Raw genomic sequence first — 26,417 nt, 5'->3', positions numbered from 1 at the left:
TTCCAGGACTGGGGATTAGGAGAGAATAAGAGCTAGTGATAATGCGCCGAAGATTTGGCAACCGGGGAACATTCTCGCTCAAGGGTATGTACCAAGTCGCGAAAAGTCTCGGCGTTTTGCTCGTTCATGCTCATCAATACCCGGTGAGCTTCCAACACCTTTTCCCGCGCAGCACATTCGTCAGGGCTATTACATACCAAAGGCGTGGTGGGTACGCTCAAATCGTGGACCGTATCGCTGATTTCAACCAACGAATCAAAGCCCATAGCGTCCAACAGGTGGCGGATACCTTTACCCGCAGAGAATACCAACGGCTTATCACAGCCCCGCTCCAGAGCGCGAATAGCAATCTTCGCCATCAGGCCGAGAGTCGTACTATCGACACCTTCTGCACCACCGAGATCAAATGCCACTCCGGCAAAATCACCCCGTGCAAACATGTTGTCGATAAAGCTATCAAATGAGGTACAAAGGTTGAGACGAACATCACCTACTAACTTGATGACGTAGATGCCCTGGTGGGCCCCAACCATAATTTGCCCGGACTGCATAACAACCCCTGGCTCACCCGAATACACCTTTTGATAGAAGTGCAGGCGGATGGCAAAAGTTCACTGGTAGAGAACACAATAGCATTTGACGTTTTTGGCGCCTAGTGCAATTTTGTGCATAAAGTGGGCGGAGCTTACTCCTGACTATGCAGACTGACAAGTGCGATAAAGCACAAAATTCGACTTCATAGTCGAAGACTATCGATAGAAGTTTTAGGCATTACTGGCGGCCTAAAGTGAGAATCGTAATATCGTCCGGAAGGGCACCAAAAGTATCCATTTTTAGAGACTGACAGAGCCTGTCGAGTTCTCCCCCACTCTCTGAAATAGCCTGCAAAAGCTGGGCCTCTTTATCGAGCAAATCGCCCTGTAATAATTCAAGTACACCGTCGGAACAAGCGACCAGGCGCCAAGCGGGCGGCAGCTCAGCACGCATCACTTGCCAATCACCCCGTTCAAAAATACCCAGGGGACGCCCTTTTCCCGGCAACCAGTCTGCACCCGCCTCACTAACCAGGGCCGGCATAGGTATTTGCCCGGCGACGGCATAGTGCAATTGCCGGGCACTACTATCCACAACCCCGACAAACATACTGGCGTGCTTGCCCAATTTTGTGGATAACAACTCGCCATTGACCAGATTAAGGACATCCAGCAAGTCATCACTGAGGGAGTCCAGCTGGGCAAATAAGGGGCGCTCCCGCAAACGATGCATAATGCTGTGCTTAATCAGGGCAGTAACCAGCGCAGAAGAGACACCATGGCCCGACACATCGACCAGGTAAAAGGCTACAAAGCGCTCACCGAACAAGCCGTAATCAACAAAATCACCGCTCAGGTACAGGGAGGGAACCAGCCGGTAGGATGCTTCCACACCGCTGGGGTAGTGATAGGGGGTACGGGGAAGTAAATGCTGTTGCAGTAAACGGCCAGCTTCCTGGTCTCTGCGCAGCAGCTCCACATGATCCCGCAGTTCACTGTTGCGACGCTCCAAGGTCACTTTATATTCGCGATTCTGCTTCGCCAGGTTTTCTTCACCGCTGATACGGCAGATCATACGATCAATAGCCGCTGCTTCTTCCAGGGGTTTAACCAGGTAGTCTTTGGCTCCAAGGCGCATCGCTTGGAGTACATCATCGGCAGCGCTATCTGAGGCAATAATTACCGCAGCCACCTCTGGGGCTATGCGCTTTATCCGCCGCAACACCTCCAGCCCACTCATATCCGGCAAATAGCGATCAATCAATACGATATGGAAAGCGCCGGGGCTGAACTGGCCGATGCCATCTTCCCCGTTGTTGGCAACACTTACCTGGAAGCCAAAACGCGAAAGCGCCCCTCGCAAAAAATTGCGGGAGCGCTCATCGTCGGTAAGCACCAGGCTACTGGGGCCGGCCATATAAAGGCTCTAAAAAGTTATCTGCCCTAGGTGACAAATCAGTAGTCGGAAGCCTCTTCCACTTCACCCTGATCAATTGCCTCTGCGGCCTCTTCTTCGGTTTGAACATCCATTTCACCATCGACAATCAAATAGTCGCGGCGCTGCAGGTAAGCATCCCGCAAGAGTACATAGCGATCACCATGCAACAGGGACTCCGCTTGCAGCAGGCTGGCACGGCTCTGAATGATATCTGTACCCTTCAATGCATATTTGGTCGCGTCGTCATTTACATAGGTCAAGGGGTTGGTGTAGTAATCCACGACCCTAGCTGGGGTATCCCGTACAGTGGATGGCCCCAGTAGCGGCAAAACCAGGTAGGGGCCAGAAGGCACACCCCAAACAGCCAAAGTCTGGCCAAAGTCCTCGCCATCACCCTGCTCGAGACCCATGTGCTGGGCAACATCCAGAATACCGACAATACCTACCGTGGAATTCACCAGGAAACGACCCGCGTCATTGCCCGCTTGGCCCCATTTACCCTGCAGAACATCATTAAAAGTATTGGTAACTTCGCGCAGATTGTCGAAAAAGTTGCTGACACCGTGCTGCACGAAAATCGGGGTAATTTGGCGATAGCTGACAGCGGCGGGCTTCAACACATAGCGATCTGCACCATCGTTGAAGGAGAATATGGCCCGATTAAAACCTTCCCAGGGGTCGCGAAGTGATAAATCTTCGCCCTCGGCACCACCAAATTCATCGGCAGGATCAAAGCCGTACTCATCCTCGAGAGACAGGCCCCCGTCATCGGCACTGGCATCCTCTGCTCCGCTGGTATCTACCGCAGCCGGGTTTTGAGCTGCACCACCAAACGGATCTTGTTGCGCTAGCGCCCCTACTGGAGTAACAGCTATCAGAGTTGCCATTAACCAGGGCGATAAAGTTTTGCTTCCAAGCACAACCCTGCTCCTCTTATATCAAACTAGTGAGACCAAGGATTCTAACGCCCTAGTAATTCGTAAGCTACCCTCGGCAGCATAGCAGCTGGGATTTGCCAAAGATAAAGGAGTTTCAGGCAATCACAGGCTAAGCCTTTAAACCGGCAATAACCCCTTTATTCAGTAGTTTTTCTAATAAATCGGCACCAAAATCAAATAAGGAGTCACGACTAATATTGGGTAATTCCTGAGCCATCTGTTCCAATATTTGTAAGCCGGTGTAATCGCCCGCAGAGACCAACTGCAACAATCTGGCGGTGACGGCATTGATCTCCATAAAATTCACTTTGTCGGAACGATCCCGGTATACGAAAAGGAACGTCGGTACCTCCGGCGGCTCTTGGGGCTGAAAATCCGGCCCCAACCGATGCACTGGGTAGCGGTAGCTGAGGCTCCAGACAAGAGGGGAAACTACAGGAACTTGCTGTAAAACATCCCCCTCTATCGCCAGCCCTTCCGGTAATTCCACAGCACTGACATCTAAAGCCAACTCTACCCACTCGTAGTGGGCAAGCTCCAACAGGAACGGAGGATCTTGTGGTTGTTCTCCCCGTTCGTTCTGTAAATATGAGAGAAACTCTTCACTGATCTGCAAAAAATACGGGCTAACGGATGTGTGTTTGTGGACAAAATCACGTACCATTTGATGCCAGTTTTCGTCGCTATAAAGACTGCGCAATACCGGGAATCCACTGGCAACAAAGGATTCAATATTGTTGTAAATCAAATCTCGATAAATAGCGACACGCCGGTCCTCAATTTCTGCCGGCGGCGCAACTTGATCCGGTGCGCGCAAATGGGCAGCAAAGTCCCGCTGCACACTTTTGAATGTCTCGGGCTTATCGACGACTGAGGACATAACTCTCTTCCACCTGGTGACTGGCCTGAATGGTTTTAATATGTCCTACTTCTTCGAGTAATTTGGGAATCGGCGGAATATTAAAATCCCGCTCAAGTAGCGTCGGCATCACACCGTGAATATCGTAGGCGCGATCGAGTAGTTCCCACACAGGATCAATAACCGGTGCACCATGGGTGTCCACCTTTAAATCCTCTGCCTCATCATAGTGCCCGGCAATATGTACGTAGCGAATTCTTTCAGTAGGTAGTGCAGATAGAAAGTCCAGCGCATCGTAGCGGTGGTTAATCGAGTTTACATAAATATTGTTCACGTCCAGAAGCAAATCACAATCGGCCTCTTCCAGCACCGCATTTAAAAAAGCCAGTTCAGTCATCTCCTGGCCCGGCGCCGCATAGTAGGAGACATTCTCCATTGCAATCCGTTCTTCCAGTGCGTCCTGGACCATACGGATTCGCTCGGCAACATACATCACCGCTTCTTGCGTAAAGGGAATGGGCAATAAATCGTACAGATGGCCGTGATCTGAGCAATAACTCAAGTGCTCACTGTAACCGCGAATATTGTGTTGCTTGATAAATTTTTTAATGGCTGCAACCAAGTCCATATCCAATGGTTCTGGTGCACCAATCGAGAGAGATAAACCGTGAAGTAAAAAAGGAAAACGCTCTGTATATTCCTTAAACCAGCGCCCATAGCGACCGCCAACACCAATCCAATTCTCAGGTGCTACCTCCAGAAAATCTACGGCATCTGTATCAAGGTTTTCACCCATCATTGACCGGCGCAATCCAAACCCAGCACCTTCTATGGAAAACTCGCGCAACACTTTCAGGTCTCACTTTTTTCAGCGATCAATAAAAAACAGGGTGGATCGCTAAAGCGTATCCACCCTCTTTGAGTACAGCGAAAAATTACCCGCCACACTTACCTTCGCCGCACTTACCTTCTTTTTTCTTGCCTTCGCCGCACTTACCTTCGCCGCACTTGCCTTCTTTTTTCTTACCTTCGCCACACTTGCCTTCGCCGCACTTACCCTCTTTCTTTTTATCATCACCGTCGTGATCAGCCAGCGCCACGTTGTAGCCTGAGCTCAGGTCTGCTGCGGCAAAGGGGTTAGCATTACTGTTGGCAGCAGATACATTCATAGCGGCAGTGGCGATAAACGCTGCGCCAACTGCGGCGGCTACAGGGGAAAGGTGCTTCTTGTTCATAGTGAATCTCCTAACTAGGTGTCCTTAGCAATAAAAAGTACAAGAGACTTTTTTCCACTCCGCAGAAGTATAATGCTGCGAAACAAAAATCAGTCATTGAATAGAACCCGCCACAAAATAACCGGTATCAAGGGGTCATTCTGGGCTCCAGGCCTGCTTTCAGTACTTCTGTCGGGCTCTCCATCAAATTCTTACACTTGATCAAAATTTTTTTTGTGATCTCTTTTCCATAGAGAAAATCAACCAAGCAAACCTTTCCCATCAATTTCTGCCCATGACTTGCTTAAGCGCTTGGATGACACCGGCATCAGGGTTTTTAGAGTCTGCGCGAATAAGGAAACACGAAATTCCTCCAACATCCAGCGAAACTCACGCAATTCTGCCTCTGCAGAGAGTTCTCTGGGTGAATATTTCTCCACTTGCGCCAAGTAAGGCTCCGCCGCCTTCTGGTATTCAACTTGCAGTTTTCGGTCACGGTTAGGGTCGAGAGCGGCCTTTTCCAAGCGCATTGCGATCGCCTTCAGATAGCGGCCGTACTGGCGCAGCCATGACAGCGGAGTATCAAACAAGCAGCCTCGGTAGAAGAGCCCAGCCAGTTGCTGCTGGATATCCCCCACCGCCATTGCGACCGCCAGGTTTTTCTGCTGTTTGATTTGTTTGCGCAGTGGCACCAGCTGAGCCAGGGCCTTGACCAACAGATCACCAATCTCCTGGGCCACCCCCACCAAGTCACCGTCATTTTCCAAAGCGGCCAGGAATTCAGCTTCGGTGCGCGGCAACTCCTCTTTGGGCCAGAAAACTTCGCGCACGGCTGCCATCAGGATGTCGTCAGCTACCTCCTCACGGCGCCCCAGATCCGCTGCAGAAAGCCCCAGCTCCTTGCCTCGCAACAGCTCTTTGCGCAGATACTTCACCTTCTCCGGCAAGTGCAACAGAGCCAAACGGCAAATACCGGCGCGAGTAAGCCTGCGAGCCTCACTGGGGTTATCCAGTAGCTTCAGGGAAACACTGTCTTTTCCTTCAACCAGCGCGGGGTAAGCCCGCACCTTGAGCCCGCCCTGGTTGAGGGTGTGGGTCTCTGGAAGATTACCGAAGTCCCATCGGGAAATACCCTCCCGCTCAAAACTGTCGCCAGCTGTTGCCAGCCCCTGCTGTACCCGATCCCGGTAGCGCGCCTGCAATAGGGCCAAATCCCGATCTTGATCCAGCAATTTACCGGCTTCATCCATCACCTGGATATTGAAACGGTAATAATCTTCCAGGGCCTGTTCCGCAGACTCCCATACCTCATCTGGCAGCTGCTGCGCTGTCTGGCGCTTCAGCTCCAGAGCCAACGACTGCCACAACGGGGTATTGTCTGCACGCAGTCGGGGCAAAGCCTTATCTATCGCAGCCGGCACTGGCACAAAATACTTGCGCCACTGCTTGGGCAGGGCTTTTACCAGAGCGATGCACTTGTCCCGCAAGATTCCCGGCACCAACCAGGAGAGGCGAGCTGCCGGCACCTGGTGCAGCGCTGCAACCGGCACCTGGATACTGACGCCATCATCCACACTGCCAGGCTCAAAGTGATAGCTGAGCGGATAGACAATACCGCCCGCCTGCAACTCATTGGGGAATTGGGCCTCTCCCACATGATCGGCACTCTGCTGCATCAATAAGTCGCGGGGAATAAACAGCAGCTGTGTATCGCTGGATTCCGCTTTCTTGCGCCAGTGCTCAAATCCAGCCAGGTTGACGATATCCGCTGGGATACGCTCATCGAAGAAACGGTACACCACTTCATCATCCACCAGAATATCCCGGCGACGGGATTTGGCTTCCAGCTCTTCCAGGGACTTCAACAGGTCGAGATAGTGCTTATAAAATCGGCCCTTACCGCGATAGCGTTGCTCCACCAGCGCCTGGCGAATAAACACTTCCCGAGAAGTTTGCGGGTCCAGTTTGCCGTAGGGGATTCGGCGTTTTTCCACCAGCACCAAACCGTAAAGGGAGACCTTCTCAAAGGCCATTACCTGCCCGGAGCGAGCGTCAAAATGGGGTTCAAAATAATTGCGCTTAACCAGGTGCTGCGCGGCGGCCAATATCCACTCGGGCTCGACCTTGGCTACGGTATGGGCGAACAGGCGGCTGGTCTCCAGTAACTGGGCAGACACCACCCAGCGGGGAGGTTTTTTAAATTGACCGGAGCCTGGGAAAATATGGAAACGACGATTGCGGCAGCCGTTAAACTCCTTGTTTTCATCCCGCGCGCCAATATTGCCCAGCAATCCCACCACGATGGCTCGGTGTATCGCTTCGTATTCCGCCGGCTCTTTGTTTTCTTTAACTTCGAGATCGCGACAGGCCACACGCAGCTGGTGGTGGATATCTCTCCACTCGCGCATACGCAGCCAGGACAGGAAGTTTTTCTGGCACCACTTGCGCAACTGATTTTGACTCAGTTCCTGACGCTGGACTTCAAAGGCATCCCACAGCTGAACGAAGGATAAAAAATCCGATTGTTCATGTTGCCACTGGCGATGCTTTTCATCCGCAGCCTGGCGCTTTTCTGCCGGGCGCTCGCGCGGGTCCTGCACGGCCAGAGCGGCGACAATAATCAAGAGCTCCCGCGCACTGCCATTCTCTGCCCCCGCCAATAACATACGGCTCAGGCGCGGGTCTAAAGGCAACCTAGATAGGGATCGCCCCAATTTAGTGACCCGGCCCTGCTCATCTACCGCCTGTAATTCCTGCAGCAATTTATAGCCGTCATTAATCAGTCGTGGGTCCGGCGGATCGACAAATGGAAACTCGCGGATATCACCGATACGCAACTGCAACATTTGCAGAATGACTGCGGCCAGATTCGTACGCAGGATTTCCGCATCGGTAAATTCCGGGCGCTGCTCAAAATCCCGCTCTTCATACAAGCGCACACAAACACCGGCGCTGACACGGCCACAGCGACCGGCACGCTGGTTGGCGCTGGCCTGGGAAACCGGCTCTATAGGCAGCCGCTGAATTTTACTGCGGTAGCTGTAGCGGCTCACTCGTGCAGTACCCGGGTCGATCACATAGCGGATACCGGGCACCGTAATAGAGGTCTCTGCCACATTGGTAGCGAGTACAATGCGACGGCCTTTATGGCCGTGGAAAACTTTGGCTTGCTCCGCAAGGCTCAAGCGGGCATACAAGGGCAGCACTTCCAATTGCGCTATCTGTGCATCGCGCAAAGCCTTGGCGCACTCGCGGATTTCCCGCTCGCCGCTCATAAATACCAGGATATCCCCACCGCGCCGACTGCTGGACTTTTCCTCGTGCAGCAACTCCTCCACAGCAGTGACCACCTGCTCGTTGAGATCTGCATCCGTATCCGCTGCGGGGCGATAGTGAACTTCCACCGGGTAGGTACGACCGGAAACCTCGATAATCGGCGCATCGCCAAAGTGCCGGGAAAATTTTTCTAGGTCGATGGTGGCCGAGGTAATTATCAGTTTCAGGTCAGGGCGCTTGGGCAGTATGGTTTTCAAATAGCCCAACAGAAAATCAATATTAAGGCTGCGCTCATGGGCCTCATCGATGATCAACGTATCGTATTTATTTAACAGGGGATCGCGCTGAATTTCAGCCAGCAGGATACCGTCTGTCATCAGTTTGACGTGGGTATGCTCGGTGCTGTGGTCGGTAAAGCGCACCTGGTAACCGACGGACTCTCCCAGGGGCTGCCCCAGTTCCTCAGCAATTCGATTGGCTACAGTGCGCGCGGCAATCCTGCGCGGCTGAGTGTGGCCGATCTGGCCGAAAATTCCCCGGCCCAGTGACAGGCAAATTTTTGGTAACTGAGTGGTTTTACCAGAACCGGTTTCACCGGCAATCACTACAACCTGATTTCTCTCGATCTGCTCGGCGATTTCCTCCCGCCGCGCTACCACTGGCAAAGACTCCGGCCACTGCACTTCCGGCAACTTGCGCCGGCGCTCCTCCACCAGGGTCTCAGACGCTTGGAGCTGTTGCTCCAATTGGGCCAACATGCGATCTACCGGCTTGCCCTCTTTCTGGCGCCGGCGCACATTTTTGACAGTCCTGCGCAACCCATAGCGGTCACGCCCCATGGTCGCGGAGATTCGGGCCTGCAGCGCCCCCAGTACTTTTTCTGCTTCGGTGTGACTCATAATTCGTACAGCAATGGCAAACGCGGGATTATACCCCTTGAGCACCGCAGGGCTATCAAACCTTATTGTGGCGCTCATCTATACTGGTGCGAATAGCACTTCTTCTGAGGGGCACGGCCTATACTGCTGGTGCAATTCCTCAGGGTCATACCTTGCGAGCAGTACTATGCAAGAGATCAAGCCCAAGCCCCCCGCCAGCGCAGGCCAGCTGTTTGGCCACCCCAAAGGACTCTTCCTGTTGTTTGGTACTGAGATGTGGGAACGTCTCAGCTACTACGGCATGCGTGGTATTTTTGTCTTCTACCTGACCTCTACAGCGACTGCCGCAGTCTTCGGCTGGGAACAACTGACCGATACCGAATTGCAATCCAAAGCCCTCAGCTACCTGGGCTGGTATGCAATGCTGGTCTACCTAACCCCCATTATTGGCGGTTGGATGGCAGATAATCGCTGGGGCCAGCGCCGCTGTATTATGTTCGGCGGCACCTTGATGATGCTGGGGCAGTTCGCCCTGGGATTCCCCCACGATTGGCTGCCAAATGGCAGCCAAATTTATATGCTATGGATCGGGTTAGCCTTACTGATTATCGGCAACGGTTTCTTCAAGCCAAATATCTCTACCATGGTCGGGGACCTTTACGAGGAAGGTGACCACCGCCGGGATACCGCCTTTACCATTTTTTATATGGGCATCAACCTGGGCTCTATCCTCGGTTACCTACTGGTGGGCTGGATTGGGGAAAAGGTGGATTACCAGCTGGCCTTTATCGTCGCTGGCCTTGGCATGTTAGCCGGCCTAATCCTGCAGTTGACCCAAGCCAAACGCTACCTGGGAGAAATCGGTGTAGAACCTTCTGCGCACCTGGAACTGAAAGACAAGAAAGATGAGGACGTCGATAAGCGCCGCCCGTTGACTCAAGAGGAGCGCGACCGCATCAAAGTTATTTTGGTGCTGGGTGTGTTTATCGTGATTTTTTGGGCTGGCTTTGAGCAAGCTGCCGGCTCAATGAACTTATTCGCCAAATATCGAACCGACCTGAATGTGCTGGGGTGGGAGATTCCCGCCAGTTGGCTGCAGATGGTTAACCCTCTGTTTATTATTATCCTCGCGCCGATTATGGCCAGTATCTGGGTAGGCATGGGAGACCGGGAACCCAGCTCACCGGCCAAATTCAGTTTGGGACTAGTTTTTCTCGGCGTGGGATTCTTATCCATGTGCGGTGCCGCCCTGCAAATTGGCGATTCAGAGACCATTAAAGCGAGTATTTGGTGGCTGGTATTTGCCTATATTTTCCACACCATTGGCGAACTTTGCCTATCGCCAATTGGGCTCTCTGTCGTAACTAAATTATCTCCGCTGCGCTATTTATCCCTGATGATGGGGCTTTGGTTTGCCTTTATTGGTATTGCCAACAAAGGAGCCGCAGAGATCGGTAAACTCGTTGGTGTATCCGGCCCACTCGCAACCTTTGGCGGAGTAGCCCTGGCCGCAATTATTGCCGGAATTATCCTGTACTTTATTCGCGAGAAACTGGTGGACTGGATGCACGGTGCAGAAGAGGTTCACGTAAAGGTGGGCGAAACCACCAAGGAGGAACTGAGCATCACCGCCGATCACGACGGTGTACCGCCGAAGCATTTTAGCGGTAATGACAAATAAGGGAGCCAACCCATAAAAGGCGTATTTTGCGAGCACGGACCACGCTCTTTAACGTTATCAGATTCCGGACCACTAACAGGCGTACGTTTAGCGGTCAAAGACCTCTTTCAATTGAAAGGGGAGAAAAATACGGCAGGCAGCCCCGAGTGGTTTAATACCCACCCTCCTGCCAATAAAACCGCACTTAGCTTGCAGCAATTACTGGAGGCCGGCTCAACCTTTACTGGGTTTACTCACCTTGATGAACTCGCCTACAGCATGCAGGGGAGTAATTTACACTACGGTTCTGCCGACAACCCTAAACTGCCCGGCTATTTTTGTGGGGGTTCCTCTATGGGATCGGCCGCCGCCGTGGCCTCAGGAACAGCCGATATTGGCTTAGGCACCGACACCGGCGGATCGGTGAGGGTACCTGCAAGCTATTGTGGTTTATTCGGCATTCGAACCAGTCACTCACTTATTCCTACCGAAGGTGTTTTCGGTTTAGCACCCTGCTTTGATACTGTCGGTTGGTTTAGTCAAACTCCTTCATTACTTGTAGACGTCGGCAAAATTCTAATCCCGTCACAGCACTTGTCCGCAAATAAAGTAACCCGCCTGGTTACTTGCCCCGAGATAAGTCAACTGGCAGATACGCCCATTCAATCAGCAATCCAGGAATTTATTCCTACATTAAATAATCAATTTCCTATCTGCGAGATTAAACACCTGTCTGACATTGAATTACTGGGCGAACTGGCGGATGTATTCAGAATTTTGCAGGGCCGCGCCATCGCCAATACTCACGGAGACTGGTTGCGAAAATACCGGCCGGTATTTTCAGAGGACATCGCCACGAGAATTACTATGGCCCTATCAATTACCGACGATGAGATATCCTGGGCCAACGAAAAACGACAACAGTGGTGCAAGTTGATGGAAACATTACTACCGGACAACAGTAGCGTTTTACTAGTACCAACCACCCCCACAACCGCAATTAAGAAAGGGACCGATAGTGAACCCAGCAAAGTACAAACAAATCGCCAGCGACTATTGGGTTTAACCGCTATTGCAGGGCTTTGGGGCACCCCCCAGTGTCATCTGCCGTTGTTTTCTATCGTAGAAAATGGGATTAATACTGGGGGAAAAGAGATAGAGAAACCCAGTGGCTTCTCATTAATAATGACTCCACGAAGCGATTTTTCGCTTCTCTCTCTAGTTGAGCAACTAACGAAACCCCACGAATAGCAGGTAGCACCTAAGGTGCTACCTGAAAAAGCGATCAGCTTTTTAACGCCCTTTAACCAAATAAGCGATGGCTCGATCCAACCCCTCCAGGGTCATCGGATACATATGCCCGTCCACCAGTCTCTGGGTCATACCGATACTGGGAGTATATTGCCAGTACTCCTCTCCTACAGGATTCAACCAGATCAGGTTACTGTAGGTATCGGTAACACGCTCCATCCAGGCCGCACCGGGCTCTTCATTCATATGTTCGACACTGCCGAAACGACTGGTAATTTCGTAGGGCGCCATAGACGCATCGCCGACAAAAATTACTTTGTAGTCCTTGCCATAGGTGCGCAGTATTTCCAGCAGCGAGGTATTTTCGCTATAGCGCCGCTGGTTGTCTTTCCACACATGCTCGTAAACAAAATTGTGGAAATAAAAATATTCGAGATGCTTGAACTCGGAGCGACAGGCGGAGAACAGTTCTTCACAGACGCGCACATAGGGGTCCATAGAGCCCCCTACATCGAAGAAGATCAGCACCTTAATCGCATTATGTCGCTCCGGCACCATTTGAATATCCAGTAACCCTGCGTTGCGTGCAGTAGAGGAAATGGTGTTATCCAGATCCAGTTCCTCCGCGGCACCGGTGCGGGCAAATTTGCGCAACTTGCGCAGAGCCACCTGGATATTGCGGGTGCCCAGACTGATACTGTCATCCAGATTTTTAAACTGGCGCTTCTCCCAAACCTTTGACGCCGAGCGATTGCGCCCCTTGCCGCCCACACGGATACCGCCGGGATGATAACCACTATTGCCAAACGGGCTGGTGCCGCCAGTACCAATCCAGCGATTACCACCGCTGTGACGCTTCTTCTGCTCCTCTAGACGCTTTTTAAATTCCTCCAGTAGTTTTTCCAAGCCACCGAGGCTTTGCACCTGGGCCTTTTCCTCTTCGGTCAGCTGTTTCATAAATTCTGCACGCAGCCAGTCCTCGGGAATCATTTGCTCGACAATGTCGTCGAGGGTCTCAAGGTCCTTAAAATAGGCGTCGAAAGCGCGATCAAATTTATCGAAGTGCTTCTCGTCCTTGACGAGGCAAACGCGGGCAAGGAAGTAAAATCCCTCAAGGTCGGCAAACACCAGGCGCTGCTGTAATGCCTCAAGCAGGGCCAGCAGTTCGGTGATGGTTACCGGTAATTTATAGCGGCGTAAATTCTGGAAAAAGCCAATCAGCATAATAATTCGCAGTCAGCACAGGGAAAAAATAACACCCGGTTAAACCGGGCCGAAATCACCGAGGACAACCTAAGCCCTCGGTGACATTAACCAACACAGTTTAGCGATTATCGCGACGGGCCATAAACGCCAGGCGCTCCAGCATATGGACATCCTGCTCGTTTTTCAGCAGGGCACCGTAGAGCGGCGGAATGGCATTGCTGCTATCGCTGTTTTTCAGGATCTCCCCGGGAATATCATCAGCCATCAACAGCTTGAGCCAATCGATCAGCTCAGAGGTAGAAGGCTTTTTCTTCAGGCCTGGAACCTCGCGCAGCTGGAAAAAAATATCCATTGCCTCGGCCACCAGCTGCCCTTTGATCCCTGGGTAGTGCACATCGACAATTTTGCGCATGGTGTCACGATCGGGGAAGCTGATGTAATGGAAAAAGCAACGGCGTAAAAAGGCGTCCGGCAACTCTTTCTCATTATTGGAAGTGATAATTACGATGGGGCGCTGCTTGGCCTTGATGGTTTCTCCAGTCTCATAGACAAAGAACTCCATGCGATCCAGCTCAACCAGCAGGTCGTTGGGGAATTCGATATCCGCTTTATCGATTTCATCGATCAGCAGCACCACGCGCTCTTCTGCCGCAAAGGCCTCCCAAAGCTTGCCGCGCTTAATGTAGTTGCCAATATCGTGAACCTTATCCACCCCCAGTTGGGAGTCCCGCAGGCGGGATACCGCGTCGTACTCGTACAGGCCCTGCTGGGCTTTGGTGGTGGATTTAATATGCCACTGGATCAGCTTTAGTCCGAGGCTCTCTGCTACCTGCTCGGCGAGCAGTGTTTTGCCGGTGCCGGGCTCACCCTTGATCAATAGTGGGCGCTGCAGGGTAACGGCCGCATTCACCGCCATCTGCAAGTCTTCGGTCGCTACATAGCTTTCGGTACCGGTAAACTTCATAACTGCTCCAATCCTGTCGTCGAGGCTAACTATCTCTTTTAGCGAATGATAATTGAACAACAGGTTGGGGGCGAGGCGGTAACGCTCAATTTGGATGACCAGCTTGCGCTGGGGAAATTTGCCAGTCCCGCAGGGCGAGCCTTGAAAGTACGCGTGGGCTTACCGAAGCAGCCTAGGCCATCTGGGTACTGCGGCGGTGTACAACCTGGCGACCTTTGCCGGTGATATACCAGCGGATGCCCAGGTGACTGTGAATTTTCCCGACCATCTCCAACACCAGCAAGCTATTCAAGGCGCGGGCTATAGAATTGGTTTCCATACCGCTGTCCTGCACCATGCCGGAAAGAGACCGAAATACACACTCCCCGGTATTTAACAAATGCAGCACCTGTAGGGCATTGTCATCCAATTTACGGATCTGATTGAAATCGATGGTCGGCCCCTGCTCGGGATCGCCCTCAATTTCATGCTCCAATAGGGGCATCATTTCCAACTGCATGGTGCGCAGTTCCTGCTCCATATTCTCTACTCGGGCGCGGGCAATACTGGCGTCGCGCAACTGGCGCCGCGCAGCGTTAAACACGAACATACGGGATGCAATTGCAGCGAGCAGGCAGTAACCGGTAAAAATCAATAAACGCGAGGGGTCACCCTGGATTTCTATCAACAAGTCACTCTGGGTGAATTTAAGGAATATCGGCACCATCAAGGCGCCACACAGCCCCATAATCAGGCAACGTGCGAGCCCCGCTGGATCTTCTTCGGTGAACAGCATTTGATAGTAATTGACCAGCCCACCCAAAATGCCCGAAACCAGCATTACTGCAGTCAATATAAGCAGGTGATCGAGCATCAGCATTCCTCAGCCATTCGGCTCTCACTGCCAATCCGGGCAAGTGGGTATTGAACTGAATATTTCACTCTATTCACGACTGCCCTTGCCCTCTTCCCCTATTAGGTGCGAGGTATTTCCCACATGCTGGATACAGCCGCCTCTTGTTGTTACTGGATACCTGGCAGAAAAGTGACGCGGCTTTTACATTGTTTTGCATTGCGCCACAGCGGGAACCAGCTTAATAGATATAGCAGCTGTCATTGACTGGGGTTGTCGGTCTAAAGGGTTTTAGCGCCTTTGATACGAGCAACCGAGTGAAGGCCTGGATATAGGCGTCGAGGAGAGACGATGGCTGCGCAAGTGAATTAAAGTGCAACAAAAAATACTGGGGGAATGGCTACCCTGCCCTCAGGCATGACAGCCATATCTTGGGTTATTGTTCGTTAAAGTAGGGATCTTCATCAAAGCGACGACGCCTATCCCGGCGAAACCTCATCAGCAAGCTGACAATCCCCCAAACAACCATGATCGCCAGGGCTCCACCCGAAGCGAATATCAAATTGGTAGTGACTTCTGGCGCCGCTCCATTTTCTTCAAACAGCGTTTGATAAACAAATAGCGGCAACACCGGCACAGCAACTGACTCCGCTACAGAGGTCTTTGCCGGCGCCAGCAACACCGCCGCAGCCACTAACAGTAGAGTCTGGCGTACCCAACTCCAGCGCCAATTGCGCATAAACCACCAGCCCGCCAACAGCATAACCAGTGTTGAAGCGGCGTATACCATCCAGGCAAATTGGAAATCTTCTGTCATTCTCTCACTCTACTTTCTGGCACACCGATCCAATATCGGGCAAATATGCCAGGGTCCTTTACATCGTCACTCGCTCGGAACCGGCATATTTACGCCGCTTCGCAGACAAGCACTGCCAGCCATAAATCGATCCGAAGAATGATTTGAGGAGCCTCTGAGTAACTCTGTGATGCCTCTGGCATGCAGAGCGGTTCACAATCAAGGCGCGGCTTCGCAGGAATGTCTAGACCTTTCAAGAAGTCGCAACGCGGAGTGTGAATCGCTCCGAATGCCCCGAAGGGCGGGCCTTGAAGGCCGCATCTGCTGTGTTGCAGCTCTTGCAAAGGGCTACGGCCATTCGCGGCGAGCTGCGCCTAACATCTGCAGCCTTCAAGACCCGCAGAGGCATTACGGAGTTATTCAGAGGCTCCTTAATTATGCGCAATATCCAAAGGCGTTCACAGGTCGCAGTTCCCGTTTGCGATCAACCCTGTTCAACCCAAGAGACAATATGATCCTCCATATCGCCTGGATGAACCGACTCTTCACTGACAACGCGCCCACGCACCGATATCCCCGCCCGATGAACGGATTCCGGGTCTCCCGATACCAATGGGTGCCAGTCCGCAAGAGGGCGCCCTTCCGCAAGGCTGCGGTATGCGCAGGTGAGCGGCAACCAATCGAATTCGGCAATATCCTCTATACGCAACTGAATGCATCCGGGAACATGGGCTTTGCGCTGGCTGTACTTGCTGCACTGGCAGGAATGGGTATCCAACAGGCGGCAGGCCACATTAGTGAGGTAGACCTCACCCGTATCCTCATCCTCCAAACTATGCAGACAGCAGCGACCACAACCGTCACAAAGCTGCTCCCACTCGGATCGACTCATTTGCTCCAGCGTTTTCCGCCGCCAAAAAGGCTCCTGTGCCATTTAGCTCGACTCAGCGTTGCAACTTGCTGTTCTTCAGCGCGATTTCACTCATTTCGGAATCGGCTATTGGCGGCATCTGTAAGTAATAGCCGCGAGTGCGCACCTCTTTGAGCAACTTGTCCGCCTCCGCACGGGCCAGTTTTTTGTCCGGCGTCACCAACATCGTAGTGACGTGCTGCGGCTTGCCGAAAAGCTCCAGTAGATTTTTGGGAACCCTCGCAGTGCCCTCGCGCTTATCCACGTACAGATACATCTCGTCTTTATTTGGACTGCGATAAATATCGCATAAAATTTTCACTTCAATTCCTCTTTACGCAATTGTTTCAGAGCTTCGAGCAAAGGGTGGCCAATCACATCGGCCCGCCACCCTCTGAGCCGACCCTCTAACTCGGGTCGACGGGCCTGGACCAAGGCTTCCAGCTCTTTTTTGCGAATTAATATTTCGGCAGGCAACCCGGCCCGCTCGGCAATAGACACCATCTCAAGCCGCAGTTGCTTGAGGATTTCTCCCTGCTGCCGGTTGAGGGGCTGCTGCATTCGCGCAGGTGGATCGCTTCTCCCGCAGGCTTGGGCAACGATTTTTAACAGGGCGTCGCCGTGCTCACGCAGAGCTCGCCCTTCCATACCCAGTTGGCTCAAGGCACCTCTATGCCGCGGCAACTGTTGGGCCAAGCCGAGACAGATATTCTCTTTCAACAAGTGATTGCGCGGCATATTCAGCGCCCTGGCCTGCTTTTCGCGCCAGGCACACACATCCTGTAGCACTGCCAGTTGTTTACTGCGCAGGCGCCAGGCACCTTTCACTTTTTGGTAGTAAATCTCAGGTGGGCTCGGGTTTCGAGCCGTGACCACCAATGATGCACAGTCTTCCTGCAACCACTCCAGGCGCCCCTTCGCATTGAGGTCCTTTACCAGTACGCCGTAGAGTACCGGCAACCAAGCAACATCGAGGGCGGCATAGGTTTTCTGTGCATCGCTGAGAGGTCTCTGCAGCCAGTCCGAGCGGGTTTCACTCTTGGGCAACTCTATATGCAGTAGCTGGTTAACTGTCGCCGCATAACCCAAGCCTGCTCCCATACCACAGATTGCAGCGGCAATTTGGGTATCAAAAATGGGCTCGGGAATCACGCCTAGTAAGCGCTCCAGGGTTTCCAGGTCCTCACTACAACTGTGCATGATTTTAGTGACAGCGGTATCGAGCAAGAGGTCGCGAAGCGGCTGTAACTCCTCAATCGCCAAATTGTCGATCAGGTAGCAGTGTTTTCCATCACCTACCTGGACCAGCGCCGGCTGGGGATAAAAAGTACGGCTGCGCATGAACTCGGTATCCAGGGCTACCGCACTCTGCTTGCGCCATTCTGCACACAACTCTACCAGCTGCTCGTAACTGTCGACCCAGCGTGGAGTGGTATCTATTTCTGTCATCGATATCACTCAACTGCCGGAAAAAAATGCGGTTCGACTATTAAAGGCGTGGGCGAGAGTGCCGCCATCGATATATTCCAGCTCTCCGCCGATGGGCACACCGTGGGCAATCCGGCTCACCGTCACCCCCTGGGCACGAGCTCTCTCCGCGATGTACTGCGCGGTAGCTTCACCTTCTACCGTAGGGTTAGTGGCGACAATAAGTTCGCGCAACTGCTCAGTAGCGAGCCTCTGCTCCAGCAAGTCGATCCCCAGGTCCCCCGGGCCAATACCATCGATGGGCGAGAGATGCCCATGCAGGACAAAGTAGCGACCGTGGTAATTACCGGCCTGCTCAATAGCCAGAACATCAGCGGGCGTCTCAACCACGCACAGTGAGTCCTGCTCGCGCCGGCTATTGCTACACAATGAGCAAACGGGCTCCTCTGTCAGGGTGCGACACTGCCCACAGCGCCCCACTTGTTCCACCGCTCGTGCCAAACTCTGGGCCAGCAGGGAGGCAGCTTCTCGGTCTTTTTCCAACAGGTACATCGCCATGCGCTGCGCGGACTTGGGGCCCACACTGGGCAGACAGCGGAGCGCGCGGATCAGCTCTTCAATCAGGGGACTAAACATACAAACTCAAAACCAGTGGATGGCCACTTCTTAAAAGGGGAACTTAAAGCCTTCAGGCAAATTGATACCTGAAGTCAGGTCTCCCATCCCCTGCTTTTGCAGTTCCTGTGTTTTTTCCTCTACACGGCGCACAGCGTCGTTGACCGCAGCGGCCAGCAGGTCTTCCAGCATTTCCTTCTCCTCAGTCATCAGGGAGGGATCAATTTCCACAGATACCACATCGTGGCGACCATTCATCATCACCTTGACCATACCCGCCCCAGACTCACCGCAAATGCGCAGTTCAGTCAGCTCCTGCTGCATCTTCTGCACTTTTTCCTGCATGTCAGCCTGCATCTTCTGGGCCTGCTGCATCAAATCGCCCAAACCTTTCATAGGTAACCTCTATCTTGTGCATGTGGCCCCGGAATAAACCGGGCCCTAATTGTCATTAATCTTCTACTACTAGTGATTCTACGGAGCCCGGCACCAGTTCCGCACTCAATTCTGTCTGTAATTCTTGAACCAGTGGGTCAGCGACCAGTGCATCCTGGGCAGCTTCAAGCCGCGCTTGGCGGGTAGCTGCGACTAATCGGGCGGGGGTACTCCCATGTACCTGCCCTACTTGTATCTGCGCTACCACAGGCTGTTGGAAGAAGTCAGCCAGAGAGTCCCCCAGACGCCGCTGGTGAACTTCGTCGTAGAGGCTGCTGTAGGATTCATCCAGGGTGAACGAGAGTATATTGTCCTGCCTGCCCACCATCTCCAAGTGCTGGGCAATGGAGTGCAAAATACCGGTAATACCCAGCTGTCCATACATTACCGGCCAACTGCCAGGCGTTAATGCTTCCAAACGCCCTTTTGGCACTTCCTGACTGCGGCTTTCTACCGGAGCCTCCCGCGAGGTATTCACCGTATTTTGTGGTACTGGTTGCTGTGGTGCCGGCGCCGACTCCACTTCCGCAACTCGCTGGCGCAGCTCGGCCAGGACATCTTTACGCTGGGGACGCTCTTCTGCCACTCCCCGAACAGGGGGCGGGCTTATAATTTGCTCCGGCTGAGCCTCCGTCGCTGACTCACTGACCATTTCAGTTGGGGCTGCAGGCTGTGCCGCTTCAGGCTTTTTTGCCGGGCTGACCTCCGGTACTTCTGGCGCTACAGGAGCCTGTGGCTGTAGCGCTTCTGGAGCCGGTGCTGGTGAAACGGGTTCGGAAGCCGATGGCAGTGGCGAACGGGGAATATCCGCAACACCCTGGGGGCGGAAAGCCAACATCCGCAGCAGAGCCATTTCAAAGCCACTGCGCTGATCCGGGGCCAAAGGCAGGTCACGCCGGGCCAGCAGGGCCATCTGGTAATACAACTGCACATTTTCCGGGGCGATACGCCCAGCTAAATTTCTCAGTCGCTCACCATCACCCAGGGAATTATCGATAGATTGAGGCAACACCTGGGCCACTGCAATGCGGTGCAGGTTGTCGGCGAGTTCTGCCAGCGCAGCACTGTAATCAGGGGCCTGCTGGGACAACTCAGCAACTGTGGCAAATAAAGCCTGTGCGTCCTCTTCAGACAAGGCTTGCAGCAGCTTCCACACCAAGCCGGTATCGATACTGCCCAGCATACCGCGCACTTCTGCCTCGATAATTTGCCCCCCACCAAATGCGATGGCCTGGTCGGTAAGACTCATCCCATCTCGCATACTGCCATCTGCGGCGCGACCGAGATGCCACAGGGCTCCTTCTTCAAACGGGACCTGCTCCTGCTCCAACACAAACTTCAAGTGCCCCACAACCCGCTCGGGGCTCATATTCTTCAGCTTGAACTGGAGACAGCGGGACAACACAGTCACCGGCAACTTCTGCGGATCAGTCGTTGCCAGCAGAAACTTCACATGGGGGGGCGGTTCTTCGAGGGTTTTTAACAGCGCGTTAAACGAGCTGTTCGACAACATATGGACTTCATCGATCAGGTAAACCTTGAAGCGACCCCGGGTCGGTGCGTACTGCACGTTCTCAAGCAGTTCACGAGTATCTTCGACCTTGGTACGCGAGGCTGCATCCACTTCGATCAGGTCGACAAAACGGCCATCGGCAATCTCATTGCAAGTGTGGCACTGGCCACAGGGTTCAGAACTGACTCCCTCTTCACAATTCAGACACTTGGCCAGGATTCGTGCGATCGTGGTTTTACCCACACCACGGGTACCGGCAAAGAGGTAGGCGTGGTGCAAGCGACCATTATCCAGGGCGTTGATCAACGCCTGGAGAACATGCTCCTGTCCCACCATCTCGCGAAACAGCTTCGGCCGCCACTTCCGTGCCAGTACTTGATAACTCATTCAATCTCCGGTGCTCGACACACCTCTGCAAGGTCTTATTGTCTGCGCCTGTGGCGCGGCCGCCATTATACCGGCATCCATCTTCAGGCATAGAGAATCGGAGAGTGTGACCATTCAAGTTCGATCGTACCTCTCGTAGCGAAACCAATGCTTGTGATATAACTGTGCGCCAGCTCGCACTAAGAACAATCAGTCCATAACTACAGCGAGCAGGGTACGGGGATCACGATCAGTAATGAATAAGGCCAGGAAGACGCTTCTTGAAAGGCTGTTTACCGAGCACGGACAGGCCCTGGTGCGCTTTGTCTCTCGCATTGTAAAAAGCCCTGACGATGCCGAGGATATCGCCCAACACGCCTATCTACGCCTGCAAAAACTCAGCGATGAAAAGGAACTCGAGAATCCACGGGCCTACCTCTATCAGATTGCCAATAACCTGGCCGTAGACCAGCTGCGCCGAGGCAAGCTGCACGTAGAGTATGTAAGCCAGCAAGCTCCCATGGAAGGAGAGCCCTACACCGACGACCACGCGGACCATCAGTCACCAGAAAGGGTACTGGCAGCCCGCCAGCAGCTGCAGTCCATCTACGAAACCATGGATAAGCTGCCCCTCAAGTGCCGCCAAGCATTTCTCCTGCACAGGACACGTGGCCTCTCCTACAGCGAGATTGCCCAAGAAATGAATATCTCGGTGAGCAGTGTAGAAAAGTATATTTTGCAAGCCTTGAGAGCCTGCCGCAAAAAGGTGAACCCTAATGGGTAAGCAGTCTTCCGGCCAGGCATACTCCAAGCGCGACGTTAATATTAACGATAACTAAAAATGCAGTCATAAACTGCTGATTCGCCAAGTCAAAAAATTAGTTGAGGGGGAAACCTGTTCAGCCGTCTCAGCTTGCAAGGACCAATTAAGAAATTGAGCCGCACTAAGATCCCTGCTATTAGCAGCATCTTTCACTGCTAACTAAGAGAAATTTCCGGAATTGTTTTGTATTGACCTACGCACCACAAGGTAAAGGCCACACAAATCGGAGAATTTTGAGTAAGATGCTCTTTTTAGCATCACAGTGCTAATTAAAGTTTAAAGATACAAGGTATTTGAGCAGCCATGAGAACCAACCCGAAGCAAGCAGTAAGCGAAGACAGCCTGGATCAGGCTTGCGCTTGGGTGGCTCGCCTGCGCTCTGATTCGATTACTCTAGCCGATCGCTCTCAATTTAAAGAGTGGTGCTCCGTCGAGGAGAACCAGCGGGCCTTTGCAGAAATCACTGAGCTGTGGGGCGACCTGGGAGCTCTATCCAAAATGCCTTTGGAAACTCTTTTCCCTGAAAGCATTCCATCCCAAAAGAAAAGAAACCTCAATAGAACAGAATCCACCAAAGCTACCAAACCCAAGAGTTGGACCCTACCCCAGTGGCTCATTGGCGGGGGGCTCGCAACCTGCGGAGCGATTGTAACCCTGTGGGTAAGTTTCCAAGGTATGGGGGGCGAAACCCAGGCTCAGATGTATGCAACAGAACTCGGCCAAATACAAACCATCAGCCTACCTGATGGCTCCGAAGTAAAACTGAACTCCAACAGTAAGCTGAGAGTAATCTATAACCGGAACGAGCGCCGAACCGAGCTAGTTCGCGGCGAGGCATTCTTTGAAGTAGCCAGGCAAACATCACGTCCATTCACCGTCTCTGCGGGTAGCGCCAATATCCGGGTTTTGGGAACCGAGTTCAATGTAGAGCTAAACCCTGAAAACACACGGGTATCTGTAACCGAAGGTACAGTTTCAGTCACCGAGGCTGAAAGCGCTCCTGGCTTGAAACCTGAGTCAGTGCAGTTGGTTAAGAACCAAAAAGTCAGCGTATCTGACCGCGGACTCAGCCCAATCGGTCGGACCTCCCCGGAAGAGGCCACGGACTGGACAAAAGGCTTACTAGTCTTTGAAAAGACCCCGCTTAAGGATGCTCTCACAGAGCTAAACCGCTACCTCAATGTACCCGTTGCTGCTTCGCCCCAAGTGGAAAACCGACTTGTATCTGGAACTTTTGAGGTTTCTGATCCGGACAGCACCCTAAAAGCCATCGCAACTGCACTGGATTTACAGCAAGACCGCAGTAACACCAACCTGACTATCTTGTCTCCCGCGAATAACTAAGTTATAACCGTCCCTCAGGGCGGTTGTTTCTTGTCCAATTAGGTTAGTCCGCCCATAAAACCAAAATAGCGACACCGTTGCCGCCTACAATGGCTGGCACCTAAATAATGGGCATCCTTTTGACTTTTAAGCACTGGATAAAAATATCCCTTGCGACAGCACTCATCCTTCCCAGTGCTGCCCTCGCCCAGTGCCCAGAGTCTGGGATCCAGATATCCTCAGGAAGCCTATCACAGGCCCTTATATCACTGGGAAAACAATGCAAAATATCACTACTTGTTAGAACTTCTTTTGCTGCAAACTATCGAGTAAATAAGCAATTACTACAGAGTCCACAAGGCCGGTTTGAACCCGCCCTGACCGAACTACTCAAAGAAGCCCCCCTTTCCTTTAAAAAAGTCGGCCCCTCCTCTGTCGCAATTATCGAGTCATCAACAGCAGACCCAACATCCACGCCCCTTCCCACCCCTACACAAACGGAAGAGGTAACCGTCACCGGGCAAAGCTTAACCGGCAGCCATTTACGCCATTTTCAATCCGACGGATACCTGCCAGTCGATAGACTGTCTCGCGATCAACTTGAAATGACTGGCGCCCAAACTATTGCGGATCTACTTCAATTCCTACCTGCAATATCGGGCAACTCAACCAGCACATCTGTTAGCCAGGAAAGTGACGGGACAGCCACAGTCTCTCTACGCAACCTTCCAGCAAGTAGTACATTAGTGTTAATTAATGGGCGAAGGATTATCAGTGATGGATTTAACGGTGAAGCAACGGATTTAAATACCATCCCTTTGTCGATTGTCGAGAGAGTAGAAATCTTAAAAGATGGAGCCTCAGCTGTTTATGGTTCTGATGCCATTGCCGGGGTGGTTAATATTATCCTGCAAAAGAACTTTGAAGGCCTTGCTGTAAAAAGCTACTACGGACAAGCCCAACAGGGTGATCGCCGCAGCGAATCTCATCAACTAACCTGGGGCTGGAAAAATGATCGCGCTCAAGTGATGCTCAACCTCTCGCAGACCCGCCAAGCAGAGGTTATGAGTCGCAACAGAGGGGTTTCGGAGTCGGCCGACAGCCGCAATGAAGGTGGCTCTGATCAGCGATCGTCAGCAATCCCTGAAGGGTTTATTGCTATAAGCAAGGATGAAATATTAACCAACCTCTCATCTGGTACATATCAGGACTGGTCGCCGGAGGATAAGTTCGACTATAGCGACTACTCTTCAGCTATTCCAGCAACGCAGAGTGACTCCTTCTATATAGCTGGCAATCTGGATATTGGAGAGAGCACCCTTGCCTTCTCTGAGTTTATGGGAGTGCGCTCAACAGGAGAAGCAGCATCGTCCCCCACCCCCGTCTTTACCCGATTCGACAATGGCGATCTGACGATATCTGCAGACAATATTTATAACAGCTTCGGTCAGGACATTTACGATGTACGTCGACGTATCGTCGAGCTAGGTGCCCGAACTCAAGAAAACCGGGCGAACACCTGGAGGATAAACACAGGGCTAAAGGGTTTCTGGGATGACTGGCAGTGGGAACTAAATGCCTCAACTCACCAAACCCACAAGAAGGAGAGCTTGAGTAATGTTATAGACCCATACGCCCTATCGATTGGACTTAAAGGGCCCGATACCTGCAATGAAACCACCTCCTGCATCCCAATTAACCTTCTAGGCCCTAGCGGCAGCATCAGCCAAGAGCAACTGAACTTCATTCGGGGCAAGAGCGTTACGACCAGCAATTCCCGCATGACCTCGCTAACTTTTATCACTGACGGCATCATCAAAAGGATAGCGGCAGGAAACATTCTCGCCGCAGCCGGACTTGAGTTCAGACGCGAGAGTGTAAACCTATACTCCAATGACAGTTCGGGACTTTCGTTTATTGGGGGGCACGCCCCCGGCTCGACGAAAGGCAGCCGCATAATCAAGGAGGCATTTGCCGAGATCTCAATTCCGCTTTCGCCGGACAGTTTATGGCTGGACGGAGCTATCCGAACCTCGCATTACGATGACTTTGGGGATACTAGCAACCCAAAACTTGCTGTGAGATGGAAGCCAATAGAATCAGTACTCATTCGCGGCAGTTATACGACCGGCTTCAGGGCCCCCACCCTGACGGATATGAACCAGGAAGGTTATCAGACCCAAGAGTTTTTATTTGACCCCTGCACAAGCTCTAACGCAATCAGTCTTCCAGGATGCCAAGGTCAAGCAGACAGCTCTCGGGTACAGTACCTGACTGAGTTCAGTGGCAATCCGGACCTGAAACCAGAAACTTCCCGCACACTATCACTGGGAGTCACCTGGCAACCAGCTGCAATTGAAGGATTCAGTGGGACATTCGATCTTTACGACATCAAAGAAGATAAGGTCATCGCTACCAACCCCCAGTTTCTTCTAGAGCAAAATGCTTACTTCAACCGCTATACGGATCTCGTTATTCGCGATGGCTATGGTGATGTCACCCAAATTTACGCATCACGTATAAACCAGGGCAACCGAGAAATTCGCGGCTACGACACAGCCTTCCGCTATGAATTCCACCCTGGCGTTAATAGCCACATCCAACTCGCCTTGAATATCAGCCGCACACTACATTACCTCAACCAAAGTTCTCCCGAATCAACCAAACAGGATCTCACGGGTACCTTTACTGACATATTGACCGGCGGTGCAGGCTCACTTCCCAAGTGGAAAGCAAATGCAGGGATTTACTGGAAGAAAGGCCCATGGGGAGCAGGGTACACCGTTCATTACGTAGGCGGCCTTGAAGAGTCCTATACAAATATTGAAGGTATTGAAGACAACCGCACGATCAGTGACTGGTCCGCGCACGACTTACAACTCACCTTTACTGCCAATCAGCGACTTAAATTGACAGCTGGTGTTAACAATCTGCTAGACCGCTCGCCACCATTTGCCTCAACTGCCGTAAGCAATAATTACGACTATCAAACTTACGACCTCACCGGCCGCTTTTTCTACGGCAGCCTCTCCTTCAAGCTTTGATTCCACTGCCTAGAAGCGCAGTAGAAACAGTAATAAGCTCAGAAAACACCCCAACTGCTTAAATAGCAACCACCCCTATACATAACAAACCTGACAATACGTAGTATTAGAAAAA

At 52.4% G+C, this 26,417-nt stretch carries 22 protein-coding genes; 5 read left to right on the top strand and 17 right to left on the bottom strand.

All coding sequences use genetic code 11. From position 1 onward, the window contains the following. Positions 1-32 precede the first annotated feature (32 nt). The 7 genes from QT397_07675 to hrpA all read right to left on the bottom strand — a co-directional run bounded on the left by QT397_07675 (position 33) and on the right by hrpA (position 9,157). On the bottom strand, positions 33-551 hold the full coding sequence (locus tag QT397_07675) for an STAS domain-containing protein (GenBank protein WNZ57211.1): 519 nt from the start codon (positions 549-551) through the stop codon (positions 33-35). Positions 552-771: 220 nt separating this feature from the next. Further along, complete coding sequence (locus QT397_07670; protein ID WNZ57210.1) at positions 772-1,950, bottom strand: SpoIIE family protein phosphatase; 1,179 nt, start codon at positions 1,948-1,950, stop codon at positions 772-774. A 38-nt stretch (positions 1,951-1,988) separates the two neighbouring features. After that, positions 1,989-2,891 (bottom strand): VacJ family lipoprotein, encoded by a 903-nt coding sequence (locus QT397_07665; protein ID WNZ57209.1) that lies wholly within the window; start codon positions 2,889-2,891, stop codon positions 1,989-1,991. 127 nt (positions 2,892-3,018) lie between these two features. Then, on the bottom strand, positions 3,019-3,789 hold the full coding sequence (locus QT397_07660) for a putative DNA-binding domain-containing protein (GenBank protein WNZ57208.1): 771 nt from the start codon (positions 3,787-3,789) through the stop codon (positions 3,019-3,021). Then, positions 3,770-4,615 carry a DUF692 domain-containing protein gene (locus QT397_07655; protein ID WNZ58516.1) on the bottom strand — a complete coding sequence of 282 codons (846 nt, stop codon included), beginning with the start codon at positions 4,613-4,615 and terminating at the stop codon, positions 3,770-3,772. Before QT397_07655 ends, QT397_07660 begins: the two co-directional genes overlap by 20 nt. 88 nt (positions 4,616-4,703) lie before the next feature. Beyond that, positions 4,704-5,003, bottom strand: a complete 300-nt coding sequence (locus QT397_07650; GenBank protein WNZ57207.1) for a hypothetical protein — start codon at positions 5,001-5,003, stop codon at positions 4,704-4,706. Between the two features lie 239 nt (positions 5,004-5,242). Next, positions 5,243-9,157, bottom strand: coding sequence for an ATP-dependent RNA helicase HrpA (gene hrpA, locus QT397_07645; protein WNZ58515.1), 3,915 nt, complete (start codon positions 9,155-9,157; stop codon positions 5,243-5,245). 166 nt (positions 9,158-9,323) lie between these two features. On the opposite strand from hrpA, the gene QT397_07640 reads away from it, so the two are divergent. Beyond that, positions 9,324-10,817, top strand: a complete 1,494-nt coding sequence (locus QT397_07640; GenBank protein ID WNZ57206.1) for a peptide MFS transporter — start codon at positions 9,324-9,326, stop codon at positions 10,815-10,817. Positions 10,818-10,829: 12 nt separating this feature from the next. Then, positions 10,830-12,047: an amidase family protein gene (locus QT397_07635; protein WNZ58514.1), complete on the top strand. Its 1,218-nt coding sequence runs from the start codon at positions 10,830-10,832 to the stop codon at positions 12,045-12,047. Between the two features lie 42 nt (positions 12,048-12,089). Here the strand turns inward: QT397_07635 and QT397_07630 are convergent, their stop codons facing one another. The 10 genes from QT397_07630 to dnaX all read right to left on the bottom strand — a co-directional run bounded on the left by QT397_07630 (position 12,090) and on the right by dnaX (position 21,133). Further along, positions 12,090-13,271, bottom strand: a complete 1,182-nt coding sequence (locus tag QT397_07630; protein WNZ57205.1) for a VWA domain-containing protein — start codon at positions 13,269-13,271, stop codon at positions 12,090-12,092. A gap of 100 nt (positions 13,272-13,371) precedes the next feature. Continuing rightward, entirely contained in the window at positions 13,372-14,217 is an 846-nt protein-coding gene (locus QT397_07625; protein ID WNZ57204.1) for a MoxR family ATPase, read from the bottom strand. 172 nt (positions 14,218-14,389) lie between these two features. Beyond that, entirely contained in the window at positions 14,390-15,070 is a 681-nt protein-coding gene (locus QT397_07620) for a hypothetical protein (GenBank protein WNZ57203.1), read from the bottom strand. Between the two features lie 415 nt (positions 15,071-15,485). After that, on the bottom strand, positions 15,486-15,866 hold the full coding sequence (locus tag QT397_07615) for a hypothetical protein (GenBank protein ID WNZ57202.1): 381 nt from the start codon (positions 15,864-15,866) through the stop codon (positions 15,486-15,488). Between the two features lie 463 nt (positions 15,867-16,329). Then, positions 16,330-16,779, bottom strand: a complete 450-nt coding sequence (locus tag QT397_07610) for a YcgN family cysteine cluster protein (GenBank protein ID WNZ57201.1) — start codon at positions 16,777-16,779, stop codon at positions 16,330-16,332. 10 nt (positions 16,780-16,789) lie between these two features. Further along, positions 16,790-17,077, bottom strand: a complete 288-nt coding sequence (locus tag QT397_07605; protein ID WNZ57200.1) for a YcgL domain-containing protein — start codon at positions 17,075-17,077, stop codon at positions 16,790-16,792. Beyond that, positions 17,074-18,204: a ribonuclease D gene (gene rnd, locus QT397_07600; protein ID WNZ57199.1), complete on the bottom strand. Its 1,131-nt coding sequence runs from the start codon at positions 18,202-18,204 to the stop codon at positions 17,074-17,076. The genes QT397_07605 and rnd overlap by 4 nt, the downstream gene beginning before the upstream one ends. Positions 18,205-18,213: 9 nt before the next feature. Next, complete coding sequence (gene recR, locus QT397_07595; GenBank protein WNZ57198.1) at positions 18,214-18,819, bottom strand: recombination mediator RecR; 606 nt, start codon at positions 18,817-18,819, stop codon at positions 18,214-18,216. Between the two features lie 30 nt (positions 18,820-18,849). Then, positions 18,850-19,194 (bottom strand): YbaB/EbfC family nucleoid-associated protein, encoded by a 345-nt coding sequence (locus QT397_07590; GenBank protein ID WNZ57197.1) that lies wholly within the window; start codon positions 19,192-19,194, stop codon positions 18,850-18,852. A gap of 55 nt (positions 19,195-19,249) precedes the next feature. Continuing rightward, positions 19,250-21,133, bottom strand: coding sequence for a DNA polymerase III subunit gamma/tau (gene dnaX, locus QT397_07585; protein ID WNZ57196.1), 1,884 nt, complete (start codon positions 21,131-21,133; stop codon positions 19,250-19,252). A 235-nt stretch (positions 21,134-21,368) separates the two neighbouring features. Between dnaX and QT397_07580 the strand changes: the two genes are divergently transcribed. The 3 genes from QT397_07580 (at position 21,369) to QT397_07570 (ending at position 26,302) form a co-directional block, all read left to right on the top strand. Beyond that, positions 21,369-21,896, top strand: a complete 528-nt coding sequence (locus QT397_07580) for an RNA polymerase sigma factor (GenBank protein WNZ57195.1) — start codon at positions 21,369-21,371, stop codon at positions 21,894-21,896. Between the two features lie 342 nt (positions 21,897-22,238). Then, positions 22,239-23,279 carry a FecR domain-containing protein gene (locus tag QT397_07575; GenBank protein ID WNZ57194.1) on the top strand — a complete coding sequence of 347 codons (1,041 nt, stop codon included), beginning with the start codon at positions 22,239-22,241 and terminating at the stop codon, positions 23,277-23,279. A gap of 107 nt (positions 23,280-23,386) precedes the next feature. Then, a complete protein-coding gene (locus QT397_07570) occupies positions 23,387-26,302 on the top strand; it encodes a TonB-dependent receptor (GenBank protein ID WNZ57193.1) in 2,916 nt (971 codons plus the stop codon). The last annotated feature ends 115 nt before the right edge of the window (positions 26,303-26,417 follow it).

Origin of the sequence: Microbulbifer sp. MKSA007 (assembly GCA_032615215.1) — a bacterium.
Taxonomy (GTDB): domain Bacteria; phylum Pseudomonadota; class Gammaproteobacteria; order Pseudomonadales; family Cellvibrionaceae; genus Microbulbifer.
This window is presented reverse-complemented; position numbering and strand designations above follow the sequence as displayed.

Bases quoted from the DNA above. Each gene is read 5' to 3' on its own strand.
- QT397_07590 (WNZ57197.1), bottom strand. From the start codon at position 19,194: ATGAAAGGTTTGGGCGATTTGATGCAGCAGGCCCAGAAGATGCAGGCT.
- QT397_07650 (WNZ57207.1), bottom strand. From the start codon at position 5,003: ATGAACAAGAAGCACCTTTCCCCTGTAGCCGCCGCAGTTGGCGCAGCG.
- QT397_07615 (WNZ57202.1), bottom strand. From the start codon at position 15,866: ATGACAGAAGATTTCCAATTTGCCTGGATGGTATACGCCGCTTCAACA.
- QT397_07610 (WNZ57201.1), bottom strand. From the start codon at position 16,779: ATGGCACAGGAGCCTTTTTGGCGGCGGAAAACGCTGGAGCAAATGAGT.
- QT397_07630 (WNZ57205.1), bottom strand. From the start codon at position 13,271: ATGCTGATTGGCTTTTTCCAGAATTTACGCCGCTATAAATTACCGGTA.
- QT397_07620 (WNZ57203.1), bottom strand. From the start codon at position 15,070: ATGCTCGATCACCTGCTTATATTGACTGCAGTAATGCTGGTTTCGGGC.
- dnaX (WNZ57196.1), bottom strand. From the start codon at position 21,133: ATGAGTTATCAAGTACTGGCACGGAAGTGGCGGCCGAAGCTGTTTCGC.
- QT397_07670 (WNZ57210.1), bottom strand. From the start codon at position 1,950: ATGGCCGGCCCCAGTAGCCTGGTGCTTACCGACGATGAGCGCTCCCGC.
- QT397_07575 (WNZ57194.1), top strand. From the start codon at position 22,239: ATGAGAACCAACCCGAAGCAAGCAGTAAGCGAAGACAGCCTGGATCAG.
- hrpA (WNZ58515.1), bottom strand. From the start codon at position 9,157: ATGAGTCACACCGAAGCAGAAAAAGTACTGGGGGCGCTGCAGGCCCGA.
- QT397_07640 (WNZ57206.1), top strand. From the start codon at position 9,324: ATGCAAGAGATCAAGCCCAAGCCCCCCGCCAGCGCAGGCCAGCTGTTT.
- QT397_07675 (WNZ57211.1), bottom strand. From the start codon at position 551: ATGCAGTCCGGGCAAATTATGGTTGGGGCCCACCAGGGCATCTACGTC.
- recR (WNZ57198.1), bottom strand. From the start codon at position 18,819: ATGTTTAGTCCCCTGATTGAAGAGCTGATCCGCGCGCTCCGCTGTCTG.
- QT397_07660 (WNZ57208.1), bottom strand. From the start codon at position 3,789: ATGTCCTCAGTCGTCGATAAGCCCGAGACATTCAAAAGTGTGCAGCGG.
- QT397_07625 (WNZ57204.1), bottom strand. From the start codon at position 14,217: ATGAAGTTTACCGGTACCGAAAGCTATGTAGCGACCGAAGACTTGCAG.
- rnd (WNZ57199.1), bottom strand. From the start codon at position 18,204: ATGACAGAAATAGATACCACTCCACGCTGGGTCGACAGTTACGAGCAG.
- QT397_07580 (WNZ57195.1), top strand. From the start codon at position 21,369: ATGAATAAGGCCAGGAAGACGCTTCTTGAAAGGCTGTTTACCGAGCAC.
- QT397_07570 (WNZ57193.1), top strand. From the start codon at position 23,387: ATGGGCATCCTTTTGACTTTTAAGCACTGGATAAAAATATCCCTTGCG.